Annotated in this window: 21 protein-coding genes; 8 read left to right on the forward strand and 13 right to left on the reverse strand. The window is 52.4% G+C overall.

Annotated features, from left to right (window positions below):
- Positions 1–34: 34 nt before the first annotated feature.
- The 3 genes from L463_RS02355 to L463_RS02345 are packed head-to-tail and all read right to left on the reverse strand — an operon-like array spanning position 35 to position 2,771.
- On the reverse strand, positions 35–790 hold the full coding sequence (locus tag L463_RS02355) for a phage terminase small subunit (protein ID WP_023323597.1): 756 nt from the start codon (positions 788–790) through the stop codon (positions 35–37).
- 3 nt (positions 791–793) lie between these two features.
- A complete protein-coding gene (locus tag L463_RS02350; RefSeq protein WP_017382976.1) occupies positions 794–1,861 on the reverse strand; it encodes a phage major capsid protein, P2 family in 1,068 nt (355 codons plus the stop codon).
- 55 nt (positions 1,862–1,916) lie between these two features.
- Positions 1,917–2,771 carry a GPO family capsid scaffolding protein gene (locus tag L463_RS02345; RefSeq protein WP_032673301.1) on the reverse strand — a complete coding sequence of 285 codons (855 nt, stop codon included), beginning with the start codon at positions 2,769–2,771 and terminating at the stop codon, positions 1,917–1,919.
- Positions 2,772–2,936: 165 nt separating this feature from the next.
- Between L463_RS02345 and L463_RS02340 the strand changes: the two genes are divergently transcribed.
- Both L463_RS02340 and L463_RS02335 read left to right on the forward strand, forming a co-directional pair.
- On the forward strand, positions 2,937–4,706 hold the full coding sequence (locus tag L463_RS02340; protein ID WP_023323600.1) for a terminase ATPase subunit family protein: 1,770 nt from the start codon (positions 2,937–2,939) through the stop codon (positions 4,704–4,706).
- Between the two features lies 1 nt (position 4,707).
- Entirely contained in the window at positions 4,708–5,733 is a 1,026-nt protein-coding gene (locus L463_RS02335; RefSeq protein ID WP_032618971.1) for a phage portal protein, read from the forward strand.
- A gap of 361 nt (positions 5,734–6,094) precedes the next feature.
- Here L463_RS02335 and L463_RS02330 read toward each other — a convergent pair whose 3' ends face one another.
- The 7 genes from L463_RS02330 to L463_RS02300 all read right to left on the reverse strand — a co-directional run bounded on the left by L463_RS02330 (position 6,095) and on the right by L463_RS02300 (position 11,421).
- A complete protein-coding gene (locus L463_RS02330) occupies positions 6,095–7,567 on the reverse strand; it encodes an ATP-dependent nuclease (RefSeq protein ID WP_032673302.1) in 1,473 nt (490 codons plus the stop codon).
- A gap of 61 nt (positions 7,568–7,628) precedes the next feature.
- Positions 7,629–9,914: a replication endonuclease gene (locus L463_RS02325; protein WP_047726085.1), complete on the reverse strand. Its 2,286-nt coding sequence runs from the start codon at positions 9,912–9,914 to the stop codon at positions 7,629–7,631.
- On the reverse strand, positions 9,904–10,179 hold the full coding sequence (locus L463_RS02320; RefSeq protein ID WP_023323606.1) for a DUF5405 family protein: 276 nt from the start codon (positions 10,177–10,179) through the stop codon (positions 9,904–9,906). The genes L463_RS02325 and L463_RS02320 overlap by 11 nt, the downstream gene beginning before the upstream one ends.
- A 16-nt stretch (positions 10,180–10,195) precedes the next feature.
- A complete protein-coding gene (locus L463_RS02315) occupies positions 10,196–10,411 on the reverse strand; it encodes a DUF2732 family protein (protein WP_023323607.1) in 216 nt (71 codons plus the stop codon).
- A 64-nt stretch (positions 10,412–10,475) separates the two neighbouring features.
- A complete protein-coding gene (locus L463_RS02310; RefSeq protein WP_023323608.1) occupies positions 10,476–10,976 on the reverse strand; it encodes a hypothetical protein in 501 nt (166 codons plus the stop codon).
- Positions 10,967–11,146 (reverse strand): hypothetical protein, encoded by a 180-nt coding sequence (locus L463_RS02305; RefSeq protein WP_032627926.1) that lies wholly within the window; start codon positions 11,144–11,146, stop codon positions 10,967–10,969. The genes L463_RS02310 and L463_RS02305 overlap by 10 nt, the downstream gene beginning before the upstream one ends.
- 2 nt (positions 11,147–11,148) lie before the next feature.
- A complete protein-coding gene (locus L463_RS02300; RefSeq protein ID WP_023295263.1) occupies positions 11,149–11,421 on the reverse strand; it encodes a Cox family DNA-binding protein in 273 nt (90 codons plus the stop codon).
- 158 nt (positions 11,422–11,579) lie between these two features.
- Between L463_RS02300 and L463_RS02295 the strand changes: the two genes are divergently transcribed.
- Both L463_RS02295 and L463_RS02290 read left to right on the forward strand, forming a co-directional pair.
- Complete coding sequence (locus L463_RS02295; RefSeq protein ID WP_023323610.1) at positions 11,580–11,873, forward strand: helix-turn-helix domain-containing protein; 294 nt, start codon at positions 11,580–11,582, stop codon at positions 11,871–11,873.
- 69 nt (positions 11,874–11,942) lie between these two features.
- Entirely contained in the window at positions 11,943–12,923 is a 981-nt protein-coding gene (locus L463_RS02290) for a phage integrase (RefSeq protein WP_023323611.1), read from the forward strand.
- A gap of 188 nt (positions 12,924–13,111) precedes the next feature.
- On the opposite strand, the gene tyrA is transcribed toward L463_RS02290, so the two are convergent.
- Both tyrA and aroF read right to left on the reverse strand, forming a co-directional pair.
- Positions 13,112–14,233, reverse strand: a complete 1,122-nt coding sequence (tyrA, locus tag L463_RS02285) for a bifunctional chorismate mutase/prephenate dehydrogenase (RefSeq protein WP_023295266.1) — start codon at positions 14,231–14,233, stop codon at positions 13,112–13,114.
- A 10-nt stretch (positions 14,234–14,243) separates the two neighbouring features.
- Positions 14,244–15,314, reverse strand: coding sequence for a 3-deoxy-7-phosphoheptulonate synthase AroF (gene aroF, locus L463_RS02280; RefSeq protein ID WP_006811632.1), 1,071 nt, complete (start codon positions 15,312–15,314; stop codon positions 14,244–14,246).
- Positions 15,315–15,526: 212 nt separating this feature from the next.
- On the opposite strand from aroF, the gene L463_RS02275 reads away from it, so the two are divergent.
- The 4 genes from L463_RS02275 to L463_RS02260 all read left to right on the forward strand — a co-directional run bounded on the left by L463_RS02275 (position 15,527) and on the right by L463_RS02260 (position 18,302).
- Complete coding sequence (locus tag L463_RS02275; protein ID WP_017383979.1) at positions 15,527–15,901, forward strand: DUF2799 domain-containing protein; 375 nt, start codon at positions 15,527–15,529, stop codon at positions 15,899–15,901.
- A 153-nt stretch (positions 15,902–16,054) separates the two neighbouring features.
- Positions 16,055–16,591, forward strand: coding sequence for a regulatory sequestration protein YfiR (locus L463_RS02270; RefSeq protein WP_015571570.1), 537 nt, complete (start codon positions 16,055–16,057; stop codon positions 16,589–16,591).
- Positions 16,584–17,804 carry a diguanylate cyclase DgcN/YfiN gene (gene dgcN, locus L463_RS02265; protein ID WP_017692859.1) on the forward strand — a complete coding sequence of 407 codons (1,221 nt, stop codon included), beginning with the start codon at positions 16,584–16,586 and terminating at the stop codon, positions 17,802–17,804. Before L463_RS02270 ends, dgcN begins: the two co-directional genes overlap by 8 nt.
- 12 nt (positions 17,805–17,816) lie before the next feature.
- Positions 17,817–18,302, forward strand: a complete 486-nt coding sequence (locus tag L463_RS02260; RefSeq protein ID WP_017382956.1) for an OmpA family protein — start codon at positions 17,817–17,819, stop codon at positions 18,300–18,302.
- A 2-nt stretch (positions 18,303–18,304) separates the two neighbouring features.
- Here L463_RS02260 and L463_RS02255 read toward each other — a convergent pair whose 3' ends face one another.
- Positions 18,305–19,675 (reverse strand): PepSY-associated TM helix domain-containing protein, encoded by a 1,371-nt coding sequence (locus L463_RS02255; protein WP_023295267.1) that lies wholly within the window; start codon positions 19,673–19,675, stop codon positions 18,305–18,307.
- Positions 19,676–19,706 lie beyond the last annotated feature (31 nt).

Below are 19,706 nucleotides of genomic sequence, written 5' to 3' on the forward strand. Positions count from 1 at the left end.
GACCGGCGTGCCGCCCGGCTCGGGGAGCGCTCGGTTAACCTGCGGCTTTTGCCGCCTTTGGTGGTCGCCCGCGCCGTGCCGCCGGTTTAGCGGCAGGTTTGCGCGTGCGCGGTTTAGTCGTTTTGGTTTTCGGTGCCGGCTCGGGTTTTGGCCTGAGCTGGCGCTCTAACTGCTCGATATCCTTTTTCACACCGATGGTGCGTTCTAACTGGATCGCACGTTGCAGGTGCGCCAGCGCCTCGGGCAGTTGATTCGCATCACGCAGGACATAGCCGGTGATTTTGTGCAGCTTTGCGCGCACGATATCGGGCATATCAGCGCGTTCTGTCAGTGCAATAGTGTCGAGCAGGTTCGCCAGTTCGACCGGCTGTTTTGCAGCGAGCAGGCGCTGCGCGGCCAGTGCCACCTCTTCGGCCAGCAGGTAAGGCGTCGGACGTCGACCGGTCGGCATGGTCAGGCCATAGGTCATGGCGTAACGGGCAATTTCCAGCGCACCGGCGATATCGTCAGCATCGAGACGCCACAGCATGACCGTCATGACGATGTCATCCTGCGCGCCCTTGCCGTTTGCGAGGACGCCAGCCACCCATGGCAGATAGAACGGCAGCAGCTCACGCTTTTTATCTGCCTTGCGCTCATTGGATCGGATTTGTTTTAGCGTGCGGTTGTCTGCGGCCAGCTTAACGAGCATCTGCTCATAGGCAGTTGCATTGCGCAGCGGGACAGCAGCCCGCCGCGCTGTTTCAGAGGCCGAGACCCGCATCATGTGACGCGCTGCGGGACTCGTCATGGCTTACTCTCCGCTTTCCGGTGCAGCAGGTGCGGTGAAGTCACCGAGCTTGATATTTTCAATCAGGCAACCGGCAGCGTATGCCTCGACCACGTAGTCGGTATTCATTGACTCGTAGTTCTCGATGCGGTCTTTCTTCGGGTTTTCGATGATGCTGCGGCGATGCGCGTCATCCATGAAGTAGATAGACAGGTTATCGAGACGCGTCACCATCAGGGCATTCGCCGGGAAGTAAGGCACGCGCACGGCAGGCAGGTTGCCGATTCGCTTCTGGCTGATGATGATGTCAGCGGCCAGCGACTCGCTGTTTTCCTGGTCTTTATTGACGATAGGGAAGTATTTATCCGCCATCAGCTTGCGACCGGTGATGACAACCAGCTCCGGGTCATCCTGATAAATCTCATCAATCAGGTTGCCGGTGGCATCCATAACCAGCGCGTCGAGGTTCGCATAGTCGCCGTTTTTACCCACGCGGATCACATCGGAAATGACCGCGCCGTCCTCGTCGGTGATTTTTGACATCACGCGCGCTGGCGCTTCATTGCGGTACTTCTGCAACCAGCCAACGGCCACATCCTGAAGCATCGGATTTTTTTTGCGGTCAGATTTTGCGGCACGCTCGATGCCGTTGAAACCGGCCATGATGAAATCGAGCGCCTGACGCTTGATAATGGCGTTACGGATACGGGTCTGGAAGTCCTGGAATCGCGCCCACAGGTCGAGCTGTTTGTAGCGGATATGGAAGTCAAAGTTAATCTGCGCGCACTCGTATTTGTTGGACTCCAGCGCAGTAAAATCAGCGGTTTCACGCTCGCCATCGCCGTCAGTATCAGCGGTACTCGCGATTGTGCCGTTAACGCCCACACCGACCTTTTCGCCTTTCAGCTCGTCGACCGGCACGATGTTAATTTTGGTCAGGAATGAGGACGATTCCTGCACGGTGTCCATCATGGTTTGCGTGACTGACGGCTCGACGGTGAATTTCTTCGCCACGTCATCGGTGGAAATGTCGTTCAGCTCCGCGACGCGGGTCAGGTAGGCATTGAATTTAAAGCGGGTTTGTTTACGCATGGTTTTTCCTGTTCGGGTAATAGGTATCAGGCCGGGCAGCGCGCCCGGCGGGTTATCAGCAGTTGGTCAGCAGCTCGTCGCCCGTACCACCACGAGAAAGCTCGCGGCGCGGCTGGCGCTCGCTTTCGGTGTTATCGAGGGAGTTTTTGAGGTCGTTAAACGCCTGCGCGCTTTCTTCGGCCTTGCTGGTCACGTCCTGCTTAAGCTGAGCCAGTTCGGTCTCAAGCTCGGTGACGCGCTGGTCGGTGGCGGTGAGGTTGGTTTGCACCAGCTCGGTGACGGTCGTCACAGCCTCATGCACATCTGCAAGACGTGCGTCGTCGCTGGCCTGTTTACGGCTGAAAATGGCCTTTACCTTGTCGGTCAGGCTGTTGAGCATGGTGTCGGGAACGTCCTCAAATTCCAGCTCAGCCAGTGAGGCCACAGAGAAGAGATCGCCCGGCTGGTCTTTTTTACCGGCGAGCGGGTTTTGTGTGGCGCGGCTACAGAATTCGAGGTATTCGGTGCCGAGGCTTGCCGGGTCATCGGTGACGGCGAGCCCGATGAGATAGCATTTGCCGCTGTTGGAGAAATTAGGGCGGATCTCCATTGAGGTGTAAACCTTCTGCCCGGCACGTACCATGCTGACCAGCTCATCGAGCGGGGCAATTTTGGCAAACAGCGCCTTTTTGCCATTGAGCGCAGAGTCATCGCTGATAATCTCCGCTTTAAGCGCGGTCACATCGCCATAGCGCTTAAAGGGGCTGTCAGGGATGAGGCTTTTGATATGTTCGAGGTTAATGCGGCAACCGTAGACGCGCGGGTCGAACGTGTCGGCCATTTCCTGAATGTCATCAGCGCTGATGACGCGGCCATCGCAGGTGTCACCCTCGACGCCGATGCGAAACCATTTAGAAACTTTCTTTGCCATTGTTCAGGTGTCCTGATGTTGGGTTTTCGGGTCGGAGTTAGTTTCCCGACTCAGACCCTCATCAGCCACCTGTTGCGGAAGTGCAATCCCTGACACAACAGGGGTTTAGCGATTAAGCACGGTCATTTCCTTAGCCTTGCCTCGTAACATCAAAACGAGGTAAGCATGACCATTTCAACTGACCTTTCATTACTCAATGACCCACGACGACAGGCGCGGCTGTTGTACTGGCAGGGGTTCGCCGTGCCGCAAATCTGCGACATGCTGCAACTCAAACGCCCCACGGTGCAGAGCTGGAAACAGCGTGATGGATGGGAGGAAACCGCGCCGATTAACCGCGTTGAATCGACGTTAGAGGCGCGCCTCATCCAGCTTTACGCCAAGCCCGACCTGACGCCGCACGACTTTAAGGTCGCCGATTTTCTGTCGCGCCAGATGGAGCGCCTCGCGCGCGTGAACCGCTACGGCCAGACCGGAAACGAGGTGGATTTAAACCCCAACATTGCCAGCCGCAACAAAGGGGATCGCAAAAAGCCGAAACGTAATTTCTTCAGTGAAGAAGCGATTGAAAAGCTGGAAGAGATTTTCTTTGACCAGTCGTTTGAGTATCAGCTCAGGTGGCATAAAGCCGGGCTAGAGCACCGCATCCGCCACATCCTCAAATCGCGCCAGATTGGCGCAACGTTCTACTTCGCGCGTGAGGCGCTTCTGCGCGCCCTTAAGACCGGGCAAAACCAAATTTTTCTATCCGCCAGTAAAACGCAGGCTTACGTTTTCCGTAAGTACATCATCGCCTTTGCGCGTCTGGTCGACGTCGACCTGTCAGGCGACCCGATTGTCATCGGCAACAACGGCGCAGAGCTGATATTCCTCGGGACCAACTCCAACACCGCGCAGAGTCACAACGGCGACCTGTACGTCGATGAAATTTTCTGGATACCCAATTTCCAGAAGCTGCGAAAAGTCGCCTCCGGTATGGCCTCACAGTCGCACCTGCGCACCACCTATTTTTCGACGCCGTCGACGCTGGCGCACGGCGCTTATCCGTTCTGGTCAGGGGAGCTGTTTAACCGTGGCCGCAGTAACCGCGACGAACGTGTCGACATCGATATCAGTCATCAGGCGCTTGCCGGGGGCATGTTATGCGGGGACGGCCAGTGGCGGCAGATTGTCACCATTGAGGACGCGCTCGCCGGGGGCTGTACCCTGTTTAACCTCGACCAGCTCAGACAGGAAAACAGCGCGGATGACTTCCGTAACCTGTTTATGTGCGAGTTCGTCGACGATAAAGCGTCGGTATTCCCGTTCGAGGAGCTCCAGCGTTGCATGGTCGATGCGATGGAAGAATGGGAGGACTTCGAGCCATTCGCTGACCGTCCGTTTAACTGGCGTCCGGTCTGGATTGGCTACGACCCGTCACATACCGGCGACAGCGCAGGCTGTGCGGTGCTGGCTCCGCCGCTGGTTGCCGGTGGCAAGTTCCGCATCCTTGAGCGTCACCAGTGGAAAGGCATGGATTTTGCCGCGCAGGCCGAGGCCATCCGTGCGCTGACTGAGAAATACACGGTCGACTATATCGGCATCGATGCGACCGGCATCGGCCAGGGTGTTTACCAGCTCGTACGCTCATTCTTCCCGGCAGCGCGCGCCATCCGTTACACGCCGGAAATGAAAACCGCAATGGTGCTGAAAGCGAAAGACACCATCCGACGCGGGTGTCTGGAGTATGACGCCGGTGCGACCGACATCACGCAGTCATTCATGGCCATCCGCAAAACCATGACCAGCAGCGGTCGCAGTGCCACCTATGAAGCCAGCCGCAGTGAGGAAGCCAGCCACGCGGATATCGCATGGGCGACCATGCACGCCCTGTTAAACGAGCCACTTTCCGCCGGTAGCGGTATGCATTCAACCTCGATTCTGGATATCAACTAAGATGAAAAAACGCCAAAAGAAACAGCCAAAACAGACCAACATGACCGCCAGCGCACCGCAGAAAATGGAGGCGTTCACCTTTGGCGAGCCGTCACCCGTTCTGGATCGCCGCGATATCCTCGACTATGTCGAGTGCATCAATAACGGCAAATGGTACGAGCCGCCGGTCAACTTCTCCGGGCTGGCGAAAAGCCTGCGCGCCGCCGTGCATCACAGCTCACCGATTTACGTGAAGCGCAACATCCTGACGAGCACCTACATCCCGCATCCTTTGCTTTCACGGCAGGATTTCAGCCGCCTTGTGCTCGATTATCTGGTATTTGCTAATGGCTATCTTGAGAAGCGCATGAGCGTGACCGGTCAGCTCATGAAGCTTGAAACCTCCCCGGCCAAATACACCCGCCGGGGTGTCGAGGATGGGGTTTACTGGTACGTGTCGGACTTCACGCACCCGCACCAGTTCGCCCCCGGCTCAGTCTGTCATCTGCTTGAGCCCGACATCAATCAGGAGCTCTACGGGATGCCGGAATACCTTAGCGCGCTTAATTCAGCCTGGCTGAATGAGTCCGCCACGCTGTTTCGTCGCAAGTATTACCAGAACGGCGCGCACGCGGGTTACATCATGTACGTCACCGACGCGGCGCAGAGCAGCACCGACGTCGAGGCGTTGCGCTCCGCGATGCGTGATTCGAAAGGGCTCGGGAATTTCAAAAACCTGTTTTTCTATGCCCCGAACGGTAAACCGGACGGCATCAAGATTGTGCCGCTGAGTGAAGTCGCCACGAAGGATGATTTTTTCAACATCAAAAAGGTGAGCGCCGCCGACCTGCTCGATGCGCACCGCGTACCATTCCAGCTTATGGGCGGCAAGCCCGAAAATATCGGCTCAATGGGCGATATCGAGAAGGTGGCGCGGGTATTTGTGCGTAACGAGCTGACGCCATTGCAGGAGCGTTTCAAGGAAATCAATGAATGGCTCGGTTTAGAAGTGATCCGCTTTAAGGATTACAACATCGAAACTGAGTAACCCCCGCCAGAATGCCGCCTCCGGGCGGCATCCCCTCAGAGCGAGTCAGACGCCGCACACGCGGCGCAACCACGCCACCACCTTAACCGACCGCACTCAACAGCGCGCCATCACGACGCGCACAGACGCGTAAAAAAAATCCTGTCACCACCTCTGGCGCGCAGTGCTATCCCCGCCTCGCCTGCGCGCTTAACGGGTCGCTTTTAATGCAGGTGCATGAGTAGTCCTGAACCGCATCAGCACTAGCGCTAACTTATAAAATCTTAGATAAAAAACGAATGCAAATTGATGCAACTTAGTAATGCTTAACGACTATAAGGGAAGATCTGGAAGAAAAAATCCAGACCCTCCGTTATTCTAATCAATTAAGAAGAGCTTTAACCCTGCTCACTAAATCATCACAATAGCTTTCATTTTGTCGTGTCCAAAGACTTAAAAACGCGCCACGAATGATAATCTCAGATACAAAACCTAACCCCATGCCAATTTGATTAAAAATAAGATGAGGATCTCTATTCGTTCTGGAAACAGATTCGACTACTGCCCTCACTTTTTCTTGTGATTCTGGCGGCAATTGACAAGATACCGTTAGTATTGCCAATATGGGCTCGATATTATCCAATATATTGTCAAACACACTACGCTCTGGCTGAGTCCCAGGCAATCTAAGAATACCATCCTCATCACTATTTTTCTGAGATGAATCACCATCAATAATGCAAAGTGATTTAAATTTAATTGACGGATTCGCAGTATGAGACTTGTGGATTGACACTGCATTACCATCACCAGCAACAGCATGAACTTCTAGCTGATCATAATCGCCTTTTAATCTTTCCCGCAGAATCGTATCAACCCAACATTTAGCAAACTCATCTTCAACAAAAATTGCCAATTTTTTGTCAACCCTGCCTGATATAGCTCTCAATGACTCAACTGTTAACCTTCCTTTTCTGAGGCGACCGTCGATACATGCCCATATAGCCTCTTGCGGTAATGGCATCAGGGCATAGTCACTATGGGTGGTAAACACTGCTTGAATCGATTTACGTTTAGCGACATCAATCAAATACTCGACCATTCGTCTTGTTGCTACTGGATGCAGTCCATTTTCAATTTCTTCAATGAGTACCAAACTGTTATCAGATGCATTCTCAATTTCTGACACCATTCGTATAATTGATGATTCACCTGCTCCGAAATGGAATTCTGAATAACGGCTACCATTATTGTTGCCTACAAAAAACTTCTCATCATGACCGATATCAGTAACATTAAATGCAGAAACATCCTTTCCTAAGATATGTTCAATCTGCTTAGCAACTCCTGCACTCAGGGTGGATAAACTCCCTGTGTGTTGGTAAGAGGATCGAGTTAATTTTTTATATTTTGTTTTTTCACCAGCAGGAACAGTACGTTCGATACCAAAGAAATACACATCCCTTGATACAACTTCATCCCTCGCCCATTTGGCGCTCCTAAAACTACTGGTTCTACGGACTGTTTGTCTTGGATTTACACTTTTGTCTATAATTTCGTACTCAACCTTCCATCCTGCCATGCTTTCATCACCAATTGCACTTTTGGGGAAGAAAACACTAGGTTTAATTTCTTTATAAGCACACCCCGCAACACCGAGGACAGAAGATTTACCACTGCCATTAGGGCCGACTAAAGCTGTAACCGGAAATTCAAAAGAAATATCTTCCCCAGAAAATCCGCGGATCCGTCCAATTTTAGCTTTTAATAAATACTTCCCGTAATTGTTCTGCCTAACCTTGTCTAGCAACTCATTCACTGTTGAAGCTCTGATTTCACTCAAACTTTCTGACATCTACAATCTCCATGTCGCAATGCAATCAATTGACTAATAAAAACAGAATTATCTGATAGTACTACTCATTTGCAGTAAAATCACACCCCCAAATCTCATGATTGTGATATCTAAATACTTTGTTCCCAAAACATACTGTCGCCCCGCGAGCAAGCACCTCCATTTCCCATCGTTCTGGGACAATACCTTCCTGAGCCAAATCGAAACGAATTTTTCCGACGCGATCCCTTTCGGATTTCGTCATCCTAGCTGATGGCGCTTGCTCGCTGGTTTTGAGCGGCGCATTGCTTCTTTGCTGGCGATTTTTGCGCGGTGCGCCAGCTTTTAACGCACCGTTAAGCACCTTCACGACGTCTGGCTCATTCCAGCCGATAACCCCGCGATCAATCAGATTTAACACCGCTGCGGCTTGCTCAGACGGTGTAGGGGTCATAACTGGATCGTCACCGCCGGTGAGCTTTCCACAGTTATTGACAGGACTCCGAGGCGCGGCGAAGCCGCTTTTTAAGGTCAAAGGCTCAACGGCCAAAACCTTTGGAACGATGCGCCATTCGGCTGTACGGGTTACACGCACACGGTCAGCCCCAAGGTGAGGAGCGTAAATACCGACCACCCTCTCGATATTTTCCTCGTATTCGTTGACCTCATCCGTCACCTTACGGGCGACCCTGACGGCCTGAGCATCACGCTTAATGTTTGCTCCTCCCTGCGCGATGATATACAGGTCAAATTCACCTTCATCAGCAGCAGCCCGGACAGCCTCGACACGGTCGTCAAACTCACTGGCGATACTCACGCCTCGCGGCAGCTTGCGCAGTTCGCGGTAAGCGCCCATCGTAGGGAGACCAATCGGTTTAAACTGCGGGATGCGCCATGTAGACGCCCATGCGGTGACGGCGGCGGCCGTATCTTTCAGAGGCTTGCCGGTGTCGTGGTCGAGCTGGCCGTCGAGCGCGTAACCGTCGATATTTTTGGCAATGTATTTAGCGATATAACCCGCCGCGCCGCCCTGATTAAGATGACGTGACTCAAAGCGCTGTTTTGCCGCACCCTTTTCATGACCGTCCTCTTTGAGGGCATAACGACGCATAATTTCGTTAATGGCTTTACGCTGACCGGGTTTGCAAAACAGCATCATGTGCCAGTGCGGCGTGCCGTCGTGGTGCGGTTCGACAACTCGCATCCCGTAGACCTCTAAATCGTTATCTTTGAACGCGGTGCGCATCAGGCTCCAGATTCGACACAGATAGCGCTGCCCGTCTTTCGGGGTGAATGCGGTTTCGTTCCAGCCATGATTAAGCTGTACCGTTTTGCTTTCACCTTTGCCGACCTGACGCGTCGGGTGATACTTCGATGGCGTGGTCAGCGTGATAAACATCCCAACATCACCAACGCTGGCCGCATAGCGCTCAATGCCGGCGATAGTGTTCATCAGCTCCATGCGGCGGATTTCAGGGTTAGAAATACTCCCCATGACCTTACTGATGAGGTCGACACGCTCGCCAGTGACTTTGTTTTCGAGCTCGCAGGATTTCAGATATTCGAGATTAGCCAGGCGGCGCGCATGAACATCGCGGATCGCCATTTTGCTGGCGTAGGGGGAGCGGTCTTTGTTGACCTCACCGGCAGCGATGAGCAGCGCCTCGCGCCAGCGCATACGCTGCGCCTTGAGCTGGTTAACCCACCACTCATCCTTAATCAGACGTGAAATAGCGGAAAATGCCATGCGGATCGTCATCTGACCCTTACGGTATTTTTTCCAGTACATCGGGGTAAAGTTAAAAGCGCGCGCAACTCCGGCAACCTTCCCATATAAATGCGCCTGCGCCTCATCAGTGAAGAGGGTCTCTCTGCCGCCGTGAGCGTGCGCCCATGCATCGCTTAATTCTTCGTATCTGCTCCAGAGCTGCGAGGCTATTCTGGCCGCAAATTTCCTGAGCTCTTTGTCGTTCATATCCGGCAGGCGTGCATATTCATCACGCGCAGATAAAAAACCTATCGAGGCGGATTCATTCATCCCGCACAGCTCATTAACACGCTCAAGACGCGGTAACAGCTTGCGCTCAAACGTGTTTTTGAGGAAATACAACCCACCCAAAGGGCTCTTTGTGCGGCGGATGAAGTTATAACGCGAGGTAAACAGCGTTTGCAGAAAAAACGGCAGGCGGTCAATCCGGTTTAAAACACCTTGCACCTGACGGAGTTCGGCACGTGTAAGGGGTCTGTCGCGGCCAATGGCCTCGCGAGATTTGTTCCACGGATAAGCACCGACGAAAGTCTCACCGGTGCTTTTTGGTAGTGGCGGGGGTGGCGAGGGGGCAACGCGCCCCCGGGTCTCAACGGCCATTAGCAGTGAATGCTTCGAGACATTTTAGACCTAACTGCTCGACTTGCTTCTCTAATTCAGAAAACTGACGAGCTTCGCCGGTTAAAATGTTGTGCAGCACTAAAGCGGAAACCAGCTTGCTGATAGTTGGATAAAAGCCAATGGTATCGAGCCACTCTTTACCGGCATTTTTGCCAGACTTAGCGACTTTCTTTTCCTGCAAAATAAACTGGAATGGGTCGCTGGTAATTACAAATTTATTATCAATGACGATATTAATGCTCATACAGCCCCTTACTAATTTAACGTTGATTTAAAATAGAGTTATGAATCTTTTCGGATTCCTTCCCCAACAGCTCAATGATTTCCGTGCGGTTCATTTCAGACTTACAAATGTGCGCTATCAGAGAATCGAGCGCAGACGCAAAACGTGTCGCGGTGACTACCTGAGCCTCAAAGGTGGCCTGCGCTAACAGCTCTTTCATATGGCTGCGAGGAACTGATATTTCTTTTTCCATTTACCCGGCTCCAGACAAAAAGATGTCCCACGCATTCAAGCGCGTAAAAATTTCTTTTATTAAGTTAATGCAAATATTGCTCGGGCTTAACCGAGGTCAAAATAGTTGGGGCATATTCAAAGAGGCTGAATAACTCACGTAGAGCACGAAATAATTTCTCACGCCAATAACATGACTCTTCATTAACTCGCCAGTAAGGCTGATTAAATTCCTTTTCAGTTAAACCTGCGTGAAGGAATAAAGTGCGGCGCTGGCTTACTGTCAGAAAACTTATATACGCCGACTCACTGGCTCCGACCTGACGCCGTTTAGAAAACGCACCGCGCAGCTCGTCAATCGCGCAGGCCAGACGCTCACGGTCTACATCGTTCATTTCTTCAAAACGCATGGTCGCGTGACGCTGTTTAAGCTGAGCATGAAAACAGACCGTCAGGCGGTCGCGTTCCATCATCTGATTGTAAAAATCGCAAGAGTCCTGCCAGCGAGCTTCTGCAAGATGTTTGCCGATGACAACGCGCAGTGCGGCAGGTTGTTTTTGTACCAAATCAAGAGTCATCACAGCCATTTTGACACCTCTCTGATTTTCATAATGCGCTTAACAACAGCGGTCAAAATACCAGGCTTACGGGTACGGATAATGATGCCTTTACGTCCCCGGCCGTGGGTGATGGTGAAGTTAATCGGGGTCGGGCTCTCGTTACGGAGTAACTGAGCTATGCAACGTGGTTCATTCATAGTCATAACCCCATCCACAACAACCATGCATCACGTTGTTCAGCCGGGCGGTTATAAAACGCCTCACGCACGCCGCGATTGAACTCAGGAATGAAAACAAGCTTGTCACCGGCACGCGCTTTTGGTTTTGCCGGGTCGCGAAACTCAATGACCGGCAGTTTGTTTTTTTCAATCATTGCTACTACTGCGGTGCGAGGTTTTCCCAGCAATTCCGCGAATTTATCAGGGTGTACCGCGTCAAGCGGATACTGGATAACGTAGTCGTTTGCTTCCATAACACACTCCATTCTCATGTGGTTACATGCTAACCTTGTCAGATCCAGCGGGTTTAGAACGGTTCAGGATGCTTCCTGAGGCGCTGGACTCACGCCCAAAAAGGTAATCCATTTATTACCTCGATGGGGAATATAAGTCACCAATAGGTTACTGTCAAATGCAGACATTTGAAAAATTAAAAGCCATCAGGAAAGCCGAAGGGTTAACTCAGACAAAATTCAGTGAAATGAGCGGAATAGCTTTAGGTACGATCAAGAATTACGAAAGTGGACAAAAGGAGCCAGGGTTAAGTGTTGTGCTTCGAGTGACCAACGCTCCTCTTTTTCAGAAATACACCCTTTGGTTAATGACGGATAAAACCGCCCCGCAAGCTGGTCAGATCGCACCGGCTTTCGCGCACAATGGGCAAGAGCCAACAAAATCAGACCACTCCGAGAAAAAGATTGGTTAACTCTTTATAAGCATTACATTTTCACTATTTGTTACCAAGATAGTCTTAACCCCACCGGAGGGCTTTCTTATGTCAATTAAGAAGCTCGATGATGGACGTTACGAAGTGGACATTAGACCGCGCGGACGCGAAGGACGTCGCATTCGCCGGAAGTTTGACAGGAAAGCCGAAGCACTGGCTTTTGAGCGCTACACGCTGGCGAACGCACAGACCAAAGAATGGGCTGGGAAGCGAGCGGATCGTAGAACGCTTTCAGAATTGCTGGACGTATGGTGGAAGTATTACGGACAGAATCATGAGCGCGGAACGAAGGAGTTTAACCATTTGCTTAAAACCATTGGTGATATGGGAGACATGCCAGTTACAAGGTTAAGCAAAAGAACACTTATGGATTACCGTTCAAAGCGGCTTAGTGAGGGCGTCAGCGCATCGACGATAAACCGTGACATGTACCGCTTATCAGGCATGTTCACGAAGCTGATTCAGCTTGAAGAGTTTGCTGGGGTGCACCCCGTTCATGGTTTGCCACCATTGGCAGAGGCTAACCCTGAAATGGCTTTCCTTAACAAAGCAGAAATTGCGCTGCTGCTTAAGTCATTTACAGGTGATGATCTGCTGGTTGCCCTGCTGGGGATTAGTACCGGCGGGCGGTGGTCAGAGCTGGCAACACTCAAACCGGCACAGATAGTAAACGGACGTGTGACATTCCTGAAAACCAAAAACGGAAAAAAGCGCACTGTACCGATTTCTTCTGAGCTTGAATCGCTGATAAAGAAGAATGCCAGCGGGAATCTGTTCAACGTCGATTACGTGAGTTTTTGCAAGGTGCTGAAAATGGTTAAACCCGATATTCCTGCAAATCAGGCAACGCATATTTTGCGTCATACCTTCGCAAGTCATTTCATGATGAACGGGGGTAACATCATTGCATTACAGCAAATACTGGGTCATGCAAACATCCAGCAGACGATGACTTATGCGCATTTGTCACCGGAGTACCTGCAAAATGCCGTTGCATTGAATCCGCTTTCAGGAGGGATATCGCTGTAGATTCTGCTCCCCCCGGAGTGTCCACATTGCGTCCACACTTCGGGGTATTAGAAACGGTTCCAGATGGTTACAGCTTTTTTTAACTTATTGTTTTTATTAACGTATTAATGTAAGTGGTTGATAAACCATATCCACCCAATATATGGTAAAAGCCAGCATTGCTGGCTTTCAGTATATACATCATCGCATTACTGGCGACTGTCATTTGCCTGGCGCAACAGCGTGCGGCTTTCACTCTGGAATCGCGTGGCGTAATCACCGAACCAGTGCTCCACTTTACGGAAACTGTCGATAAAGGCTTGTTTATCGCCGTGTTCCAGCAAGGTGATCGCTTCGCCAAAACGCTGATAATAGCGCTTGATCAGCGCCAGATTATTTTCAGACGACATGATGATGTCGGCGTAAAGCTGCGGATCCTGGGCAAACAGTCGCCCGACCATCGCCAGCTCCAGACGATAGATTGGCGAGGAAAGCGCCAGCAATTGTTCAAGCTGAACGTTCTCTTCCGCCAGGTGCAGCCCATAGGCGAAGGTTGCAAAGTGGCGCAGCGCCTGAATAAACGCCATGTTCTGGTCATGCTCTACCGCGCTAATGCGGTGCAAACGTGCTCCCCAGACCTGGATCTGTTCCAGGAACCACTGGTAGGCTTCCGGCTGCCGTCCGTCACAGTAAACCACTACCTGCTTCGCCAGGCTTCCGCTGTCCGGGCCAAACATCGGGTGTAACCCAAGCACGGGGCCAGTGTGCGCCGCCAGCATTGCCTGTAGCGGACCATTTTTAACGGAGGCCAGGTCCACCAGTATGCAATCTTCCGGCAGCGGAGGAAGTTTCGCGATTATTTGCTCCGTCACATGGATCGGCACGCTGACGATAACCATTCCGGCGTCTTTCATCAGCTCCGGCGCGTGCGACCAGTCCTCTTTCTCCAGAATGCGCACCTGATAGCCAGAAAGCGTCAGCATTTTCTCAAACAGACGCCCCATCTGCCCGCCACCACCGACGATAACCACCGGGCGCAGCGACGGACAGAGGCTTTTGAAGCCCTTGTCGTTTTCGCTGGAATAGGACTCGCGCATCACGCGACGCAGGACGTCCTCAATCAAATCAGGTGAAACGCCCAAGGCCTGCGCCTCTTTACGGCGGGAGGCGAGCATAGAGGCCTCGCGCTCCGGAACGTAAATCGGCAGGCCGTATTTACTTTTAACCTCGCCGACCTCAGCAACCAGTGCCATGCGGCGCGCCAGAAGATCCAGCAACGCCTTATCCACTTCATCAATTTGATCGCGTAATGCGGTCAATTCAGCAACCATAACTACCCTCTTATGCCAGACGCGTCGCCAGCTGGCCGTTCAAATCTTTGTGGATCTCACGCAGCAGCGCATCGGTGGTTTCCCAGCTAATGCAGGCATCGGTGACCGAGACGCCGGGCTTCATCGCGCTACGCGGCTGTTCCGATGACTGATTGCCTTCATGAATATTACTTTCAATCATCAGGCCGATAATTGAACGGTTGCCATCTTTAATCTGAGCAATCACAGATTCTGCAACCGCAGGCTGGCGACGGTAATCTTTATTCGAATTACCATGACTGCAATCTACCATCAGCGCCGGACGCAGTCCCGCCTGTTCCATCTCTTTTTCACACTGCGCGACATCCGCCGGGCTGTAGTTTGGCGCTTTACCACCGCGCAGGATCACATGCCCGTCCGGGTTGCCCTGCGTTTGCAGCAGGCATACCTGGCCCGCCTGGTTGATCCCGACAAAACGATGGGGCATGGCGGCGGCGCGCATGGCGTTAATCGCCGTCGCCAGGCTGCCGTCGGTACCGTTTTTAAAACCAACCGGCATAGACAGGCCAGACGCCATCTCGCGGTGGGTTTGTGACTCGGTGGTGCGCGCCCCAATCGCAGACCAGCTAAACAGATCGCCGAGGTACTGCGGGCTGTTCGGATCCAGCGCCTCGGTTGCCAGCGGCAGCCCCATGCTGACCAGCTCTACCAGCAGGCGACGCGCAATCTTCAGGCCGGCTTCCACATCAAACGAGCCATCCATGTGCGGATCGTTGATCAACCCTTTCCAGCCAACGGTCGTACGTGGCTTCTCAAAATAGACGCGCATCACCAGATAGAGGCTATCGCTGACCTCCTCCGCTAATGCTTTAAATCGACGAGCGTACTCAATGGCGGTTTCAGGATCGTGAATAGAGCAAGGACCACATACCACCAGCAGGCGCGGATCGCGGCCAGCGATAATGTCAGAAATGGTCTGGCGCGAGTGCTCAATCTGAGCTTCCTGCGCGACGCTCAGCGGGAATTCCGCCTTCAGTTGATCCGGGGTGATTAACACCTGTTCGTCAGTGATATGTACGTTGTTCAGCGCGTCTTTTTGCATGATTGCGATCCTGTCAAACTCGTTTGCGATAGTGGTTTTCCTCGAAGAGGTGACACAACGATATCACATTAAGTAAAGATTTCAATCCAAAATACGTACACATTACTTTACATCAACCCTTTAATTGCAAAAGTCATGGCCTAAAATCGTAAAGTTAAAATTACACACGCATGCCTGTAAGCCAGGCTATGCTCACAAAAAGGAGAATAGCCATGCGTTCAATTGCTTTTATGTTGTTGTCGCTGATTTTGTCGGGTTGCCAGATCAATCCTTATACTTTTCAGCCTGACTGGACCAGCCCGGACTGGTTCACGGCCGGTAAAGAAGACGCTATGAATGGTGTTCCGGTTAAAGATAACCAGGCTCTGGCCGATAGTTTTAATGACCCTCAGGTTGATCGAGCGGAATATCTTCGTGGCTACGCTGACGGACAGAAAAAAATATGCGAAGAGGGCTTTATTCACGCCTGGGGATTAGCGGGCAAATCATTTCCTGCCAGCTGCGATGCAACTGAAAATGCAGTAAAACTGCATGAATCCTGGCAACAAGGATTGGATGAAAGTATGCGTTCCAGCAGGCTTAATTGAGCCTGCCTTAATTCCTCTGAATATAGCTCACTGTAAGATTTAGCTTAGGTCAAAACAGGGATATTTCTGACATAATGACGGCTTTGATAAACAATGGTATTCTGCCGACAATTCTTAAGGACATCTATTTCCGGGGCGGTTTGGCGGATTCTGATGAGAAATGCAATCTTGATCGCTTTGCTCCGACTCCCCCTGGTGCTAATACTGTTCATTTTAGTAGCCCCTGCAACGGCAGGCTCGTTCACGGAAACGGATAAATCAGTACGTTCGATTGTTTCTGGCATTGTGAGCTACACCCGATGGCCAGCACTGTCCGGCCAGCCTAAGCTCTGTATTTATGCCTCTTCCCATTACAGACAGGCGCTCAGCAGTGAAGATGAACACAACCCGTTGCCCTATAGTCCTGTCATTGTGCATAGCGATCGGGAAGCACTCGCAGCAAGGTGTGATGCCCTCTATTTCGGGAGCGAGTCGCCGGCAAAACAACAGGAAATAATAAATCAATATCAGGGCCAGGCGTTGCTATTAATGTCAGAACAAAATCCTGAATGCGTTATTGGCAGCGCATTTTGTCTGATAATAGAGCACAACCTCGTCAGGTTTTCCGTAAATCTGGATGCGCTGGCGCGCAGTGGCGTAAGAGTCAATCCGGATGTATTAATGCTCGCACGGAATAAGAAGCATGAATAAGGAAGTCGCACCAACACCGCGTCCGACGTTTAAAAGAACGTTGCGACGAATCAGCATGATAAGCGTCATTATAACGATGACGTTTATATGGTTGCTGCTGTGTTTCGCTTCCGTGGTGACATTAAAGCAATACGCGCAAAAAAACCTCGAACTTACCGGCGCCACCATGAGCCACAGCCTTGAAGCCTCTCTGGTGTTCAACGATGCCGTGGCGGCAAATGAAACGCTGGCGACCCTCGGCAAGCAGGGGCAGTTCGCCGTGGCGGAAGTGCTTAACGCACATCATAAACGGTTTGCCTGGTGGTCATGGAACCCGGCGGATAATACCGACACGCTGGGCGCGCTGGTCAACCGGTGGTTGTTCCCTGTTCCTGTCGCACAGCCCATCATACATAACGGCAATGTGATTGGCGAAATTCGTCTGACCGCGCGAGACAGCCTGATTAGCCACTTTATCTGGCTCTCATTTGCGGTCCTCACCGGCTGCATTCTTTTTGCCTCTGCCGTCGCATTGACCATCACTCGCTCGCTACATCATGGCATGGTTGTTGAAATGCAAAACATCACTGACGTTGTGCATGACGTTCGCACTAACCGCAACTTCTCTCGCCGGGTAACGGAAGGCCGCATTGAAGAGTTCCACCAGTTTGGTGAAGACTTCAACAGCCTGCTGGATGAAATGGAAGAGTGGCAGCTCAAGCTACAGGCGAAAAACGCTCAACTGTTGCGTACCGCCATGCACGATCCGCTCACGGGGCTTGCAAACCGCGCCGCGTTTCGCAACAACATTGCGGCATTAATGAACGACGCTTCAGCAAAAACCAATTCTGCCCTGCTCTTCCTGGACGGTGATAACTTTAAGGTTATCAATGACACCTGGGGTCATGCCGCGGGTGACTGCGTACTGATCGAAGCCGCCAAAAGGATGGTCGAGTTTGGCGAAAAACGTCATCAGTCTTACCGTCTTGGCGGCGATGAATTTGCCATGATCCTTTACGGCGTCCACACCGCACGTGAGGTCGAATTTATTTGCGCTGCTCTGTCGCAGCAATTTATCCGTCCGTTTGATCTGCATAACGGGCACACAGCATCAATGTCCCTCAGCATTGGCTTTGCTCTGGCGTGGGAAAATGCCTCCGTTGAAGCATTACTGGAGCAAGCCGATCGCAATATGTATCTGGTCAAAAACCAGCGTTCGAAAACAATATCCTGAAAGGAAGACGATATGTTAAAGCGATACTTTGCGCCGTTAATACTGGCATCACTGGTAATGTCCGGATGCCAGTCATCCCCTGAAGGGAAATTCACGCCAGAGCAAATTGCGGCCATGAAATCCTACGGCTTTAACGAACTGAATGGCGACTGGTCTCTGGGCCTGTCGGATAAGATCCTGTTTGATAAAAATGACGCCAGGCTGCGCCCGGAAAGTGAAACGCAGATCCAGACTATGGCCTCACGCCTGGCGGCAACCGGTCTGAACCACGCCAGGATGGATGGCCATACGGATAACTATGGCGAAGAGAGCTACAACGAAGCGCTTTCGTTAAAACGTGCCAATGTTGTGGCGGATGCCTGGGCGAAGGGCGCGAATATCCCGCGCAGCAATCTCACTACGCGGGGCTTAGGCAAAAAATACCCTGTCAGCAGCAACCGCACTGCGCAGGGGCGAGCTGAAAACCGCCGGGTTGCGGTAGTCATCAGCACGCCTTAAGGCTATTTAACGGCTGTTCCGGCGAGCGACACGCCTGAACCTGCTCGCCAGCGCAGCCAGTCAATCACAATAAAGACCGCCAGACTGACGCCCATTACCGGCAACGCCAGCCCCAGCAGGAGGCTTATCAGGAACGTCACTCCCCTTCCCCACAGCGGCAATGCCAGCCAGCTTTGACAGAGCGTCTGTACCGGGTTCGCGGCTGACGTTGCAGGGCGACGCATCCACCACATCCGGTATCCCCAGATAATTAACACACACAGCGCAACGCCAAACGCGATGAGCAGCAGCTGATTTGCCAGACCAAACAGGATCCCCATATGGAAATCCACGCCCCAGCGGGTGAGTTTAGCCATCAGCGGGAAATCCCCGAAGCGAGTGCTGTCCAGCACCTTCAGTGAGTGGGGATCCACGGCAACGGCATCAACCTGCGTAGGCCAGCGGCGATCGATTTCCGTCACCGTCCAGGCCTGGTCGACCCTGCTTGCCGGACGGATCTCAACGTTGTTCGCATCAATCCCTGACTGGCGGGCGACCTGCAATACGTTGTCAAAAAGCGACAGTTTGACTGGCATTTCAGGCATCGTCATTCCCCCGTGATGACCACGATGTTCGGCGTGTTCATCCCTCATTTCCGGCGCACCGGAAAGGGTGGTGCTTACCTGCGGCGTCAGCCAGTTCATCTCTGCACGCAGCTTATCGACGTTGCCACCGGCCCATTGTGACCAGGTTAACCCGGTGACTGAGAACAGCAGCATTCCCGCCAGTAACGTCCAGCCTAAGATCACATGCAGGCGACGACGATTCTGGAAACGATTGTTAATACGGCGCTTCGGTCGGGTGTAGAACCACAGCGCGATCCCGCCCAGGGCAGCAACCCACATCCACGAGGCGGCTAACTCGCTATAGAGGCGCCCGATGTTGCCCAGCATCAGCGAGGTATGCAGATAATCGATAGTCTGACGCAGCGGTAAAATCCCGCTGGTGCCGTACACGGTCATATCCCCTCGAATCTCAAGGCTGGTGGGATCAATAAAAATAGCCCGATGCTCGGAGGGACCCAGCGCCGGGTCGGCAAACATCACGCGGGTCGTTTCGCCCCCTTCCAGCCCCGGACGTACAGCATGTAAACGCAGCGCTGAACCCACGGCCTTTTCCGCCACGGCAATTTGTTCAGCAAGAGGCTGCGCCTCACCCACGGCATCCGTGTGGAGTGCATGATGGTACAGCGCCTTTTCAAGCTGCGGCGTGGCGACATACAGCGTTCCGGTCAGCGCTGCGAAGAAGATAAACGGACCGACAAACAGCCCGATATAGAAATGGAGGCGACGCAGCAGGTTTCCCCATGCCGCGCGCGGAGTGCAGGTAGTCATACTTTTCCTTTTTAAGGCAAAAAGTGAGTGA

The organism is Enterobacter sp. BIDMC 27 (genome assembly GCF_000534415.1).
GTDB classification, from domain to species: domain Bacteria; phylum Pseudomonadota; class Gammaproteobacteria; order Enterobacterales; family Enterobacteriaceae; genus Enterobacter; species Enterobacter hormaechei_C.

What these genes read in the sequence shown, in the direction of transcription:
- L463_RS02355 (WP_023323597.1), bottom strand. Translation starts at nt 790, where the DNA reads ATGACGAGTCCCGCAGCGCGTCACATGATGCGGGTCTCGGCCTCTGAA.
- L463_RS02350 (WP_017382976.1), bottom strand. Translation starts at nt 1,861, where the DNA reads ATGCGTAAACAAACCCGCTTTAAATTCAATGCCTACCTGACCCGCGTC.
- L463_RS02345 (WP_032673301.1), bottom strand. Translation starts at nt 2,771, where the DNA reads ATGGCAAAGAAAGTTTCTAAATGGTTTCGCATCGGCGTCGAGGGTGAC.
- L463_RS02340 (WP_023323600.1), top strand. Translation starts at nt 2,937, where the DNA reads ATGACCATTTCAACTGACCTTTCATTACTCAATGACCCACGACGACAG.
- L463_RS02335 (WP_032618971.1), top strand. Translation starts at nt 4,708, where the DNA reads ATGAAAAAACGCCAAAAGAAACAGCCAAAACAGACCAACATGACCGCC.
- L463_RS02330 (WP_032673302.1), bottom strand. Translation starts at nt 7,567, where the DNA reads ATGTCAGAAAGTTTGAGTGAAATCAGAGCTTCAACAGTGAATGAGTTG.
- L463_RS02325 (WP_047726085.1), bottom strand. Translation starts at nt 9,914, where the DNA reads ATGGCCGTTGAGACCCGGGGGCGCGTTGCCCCCTCGCCACCCCCGCCA.
- L463_RS02320 (WP_023323606.1), bottom strand. Translation starts at nt 10,179, where the DNA reads ATGAGCATTAATATCGTCATTGATAATAAATTTGTAATTACCAGCGAC.
- L463_RS02315 (WP_023323607.1), bottom strand. Translation starts at nt 10,411, where the DNA reads ATGGAAAAAGAAATATCAGTTCCTCGCAGCCATATGAAAGAGCTGTTA.
- L463_RS02310 (WP_023323608.1), bottom strand. Translation starts at nt 10,976, where the DNA reads ATGGCTGTGATGACTCTTGATTTGGTACAAAAACAACCTGCCGCACTG.
- L463_RS02305 (WP_032627926.1), bottom strand. Translation starts at nt 11,146, where the DNA reads ATGAATGAACCACGTTGCATAGCTCAGTTACTCCGTAACGAGAGCCCG.
- L463_RS02300 (WP_023295263.1), bottom strand. Translation starts at nt 11,421, where the DNA reads ATGGAAGCAAACGACTACGTTATCCAGTATCCGCTTGACGCGGTACAC.
- L463_RS02295 (WP_023323610.1), top strand. Translation starts at nt 11,580, where the DNA reads ATGCAGACATTTGAAAAATTAAAAGCCATCAGGAAAGCCGAAGGGTTA.
- L463_RS02290 (WP_023323611.1), top strand. Translation starts at nt 11,943, where the DNA reads ATGTCAATTAAGAAGCTCGATGATGGACGTTACGAAGTGGACATTAGA.
- tyrA (WP_023295266.1), bottom strand. Translation starts at nt 14,233, where the DNA reads ATGGTTGCTGAATTGACCGCATTACGCGATCAAATTGATGAAGTGGAT.
- aroF (WP_006811632.1), bottom strand. Translation starts at nt 15,314, where the DNA reads ATGCAAAAAGACGCGCTGAACAACGTACATATCACTGACGAACAGGTG.
- L463_RS02275 (WP_017383979.1), top strand. Translation starts at nt 15,527, where the DNA reads ATGCGTTCAATTGCTTTTATGTTGTTGTCGCTGATTTTGTCGGGTTGC.
- L463_RS02270 (WP_015571570.1), top strand. Translation starts at nt 16,055, where the DNA reads ATGAGAAATGCAATCTTGATCGCTTTGCTCCGACTCCCCCTGGTGCTA.
- dgcN (WP_017692859.1), top strand. Translation starts at nt 16,584, where the DNA reads ATGAATAAGGAAGTCGCACCAACACCGCGTCCGACGTTTAAAAGAACG.
- L463_RS02260 (WP_017382956.1), top strand. Translation starts at nt 17,817, where the DNA reads ATGTTAAAGCGATACTTTGCGCCGTTAATACTGGCATCACTGGTAATG.
- L463_RS02255 (WP_023295267.1), bottom strand. Translation starts at nt 19,675, where the DNA reads ATGACTACCTGCACTCCGCGCGCGGCATGGGGAAACCTGCTGCGTCGC.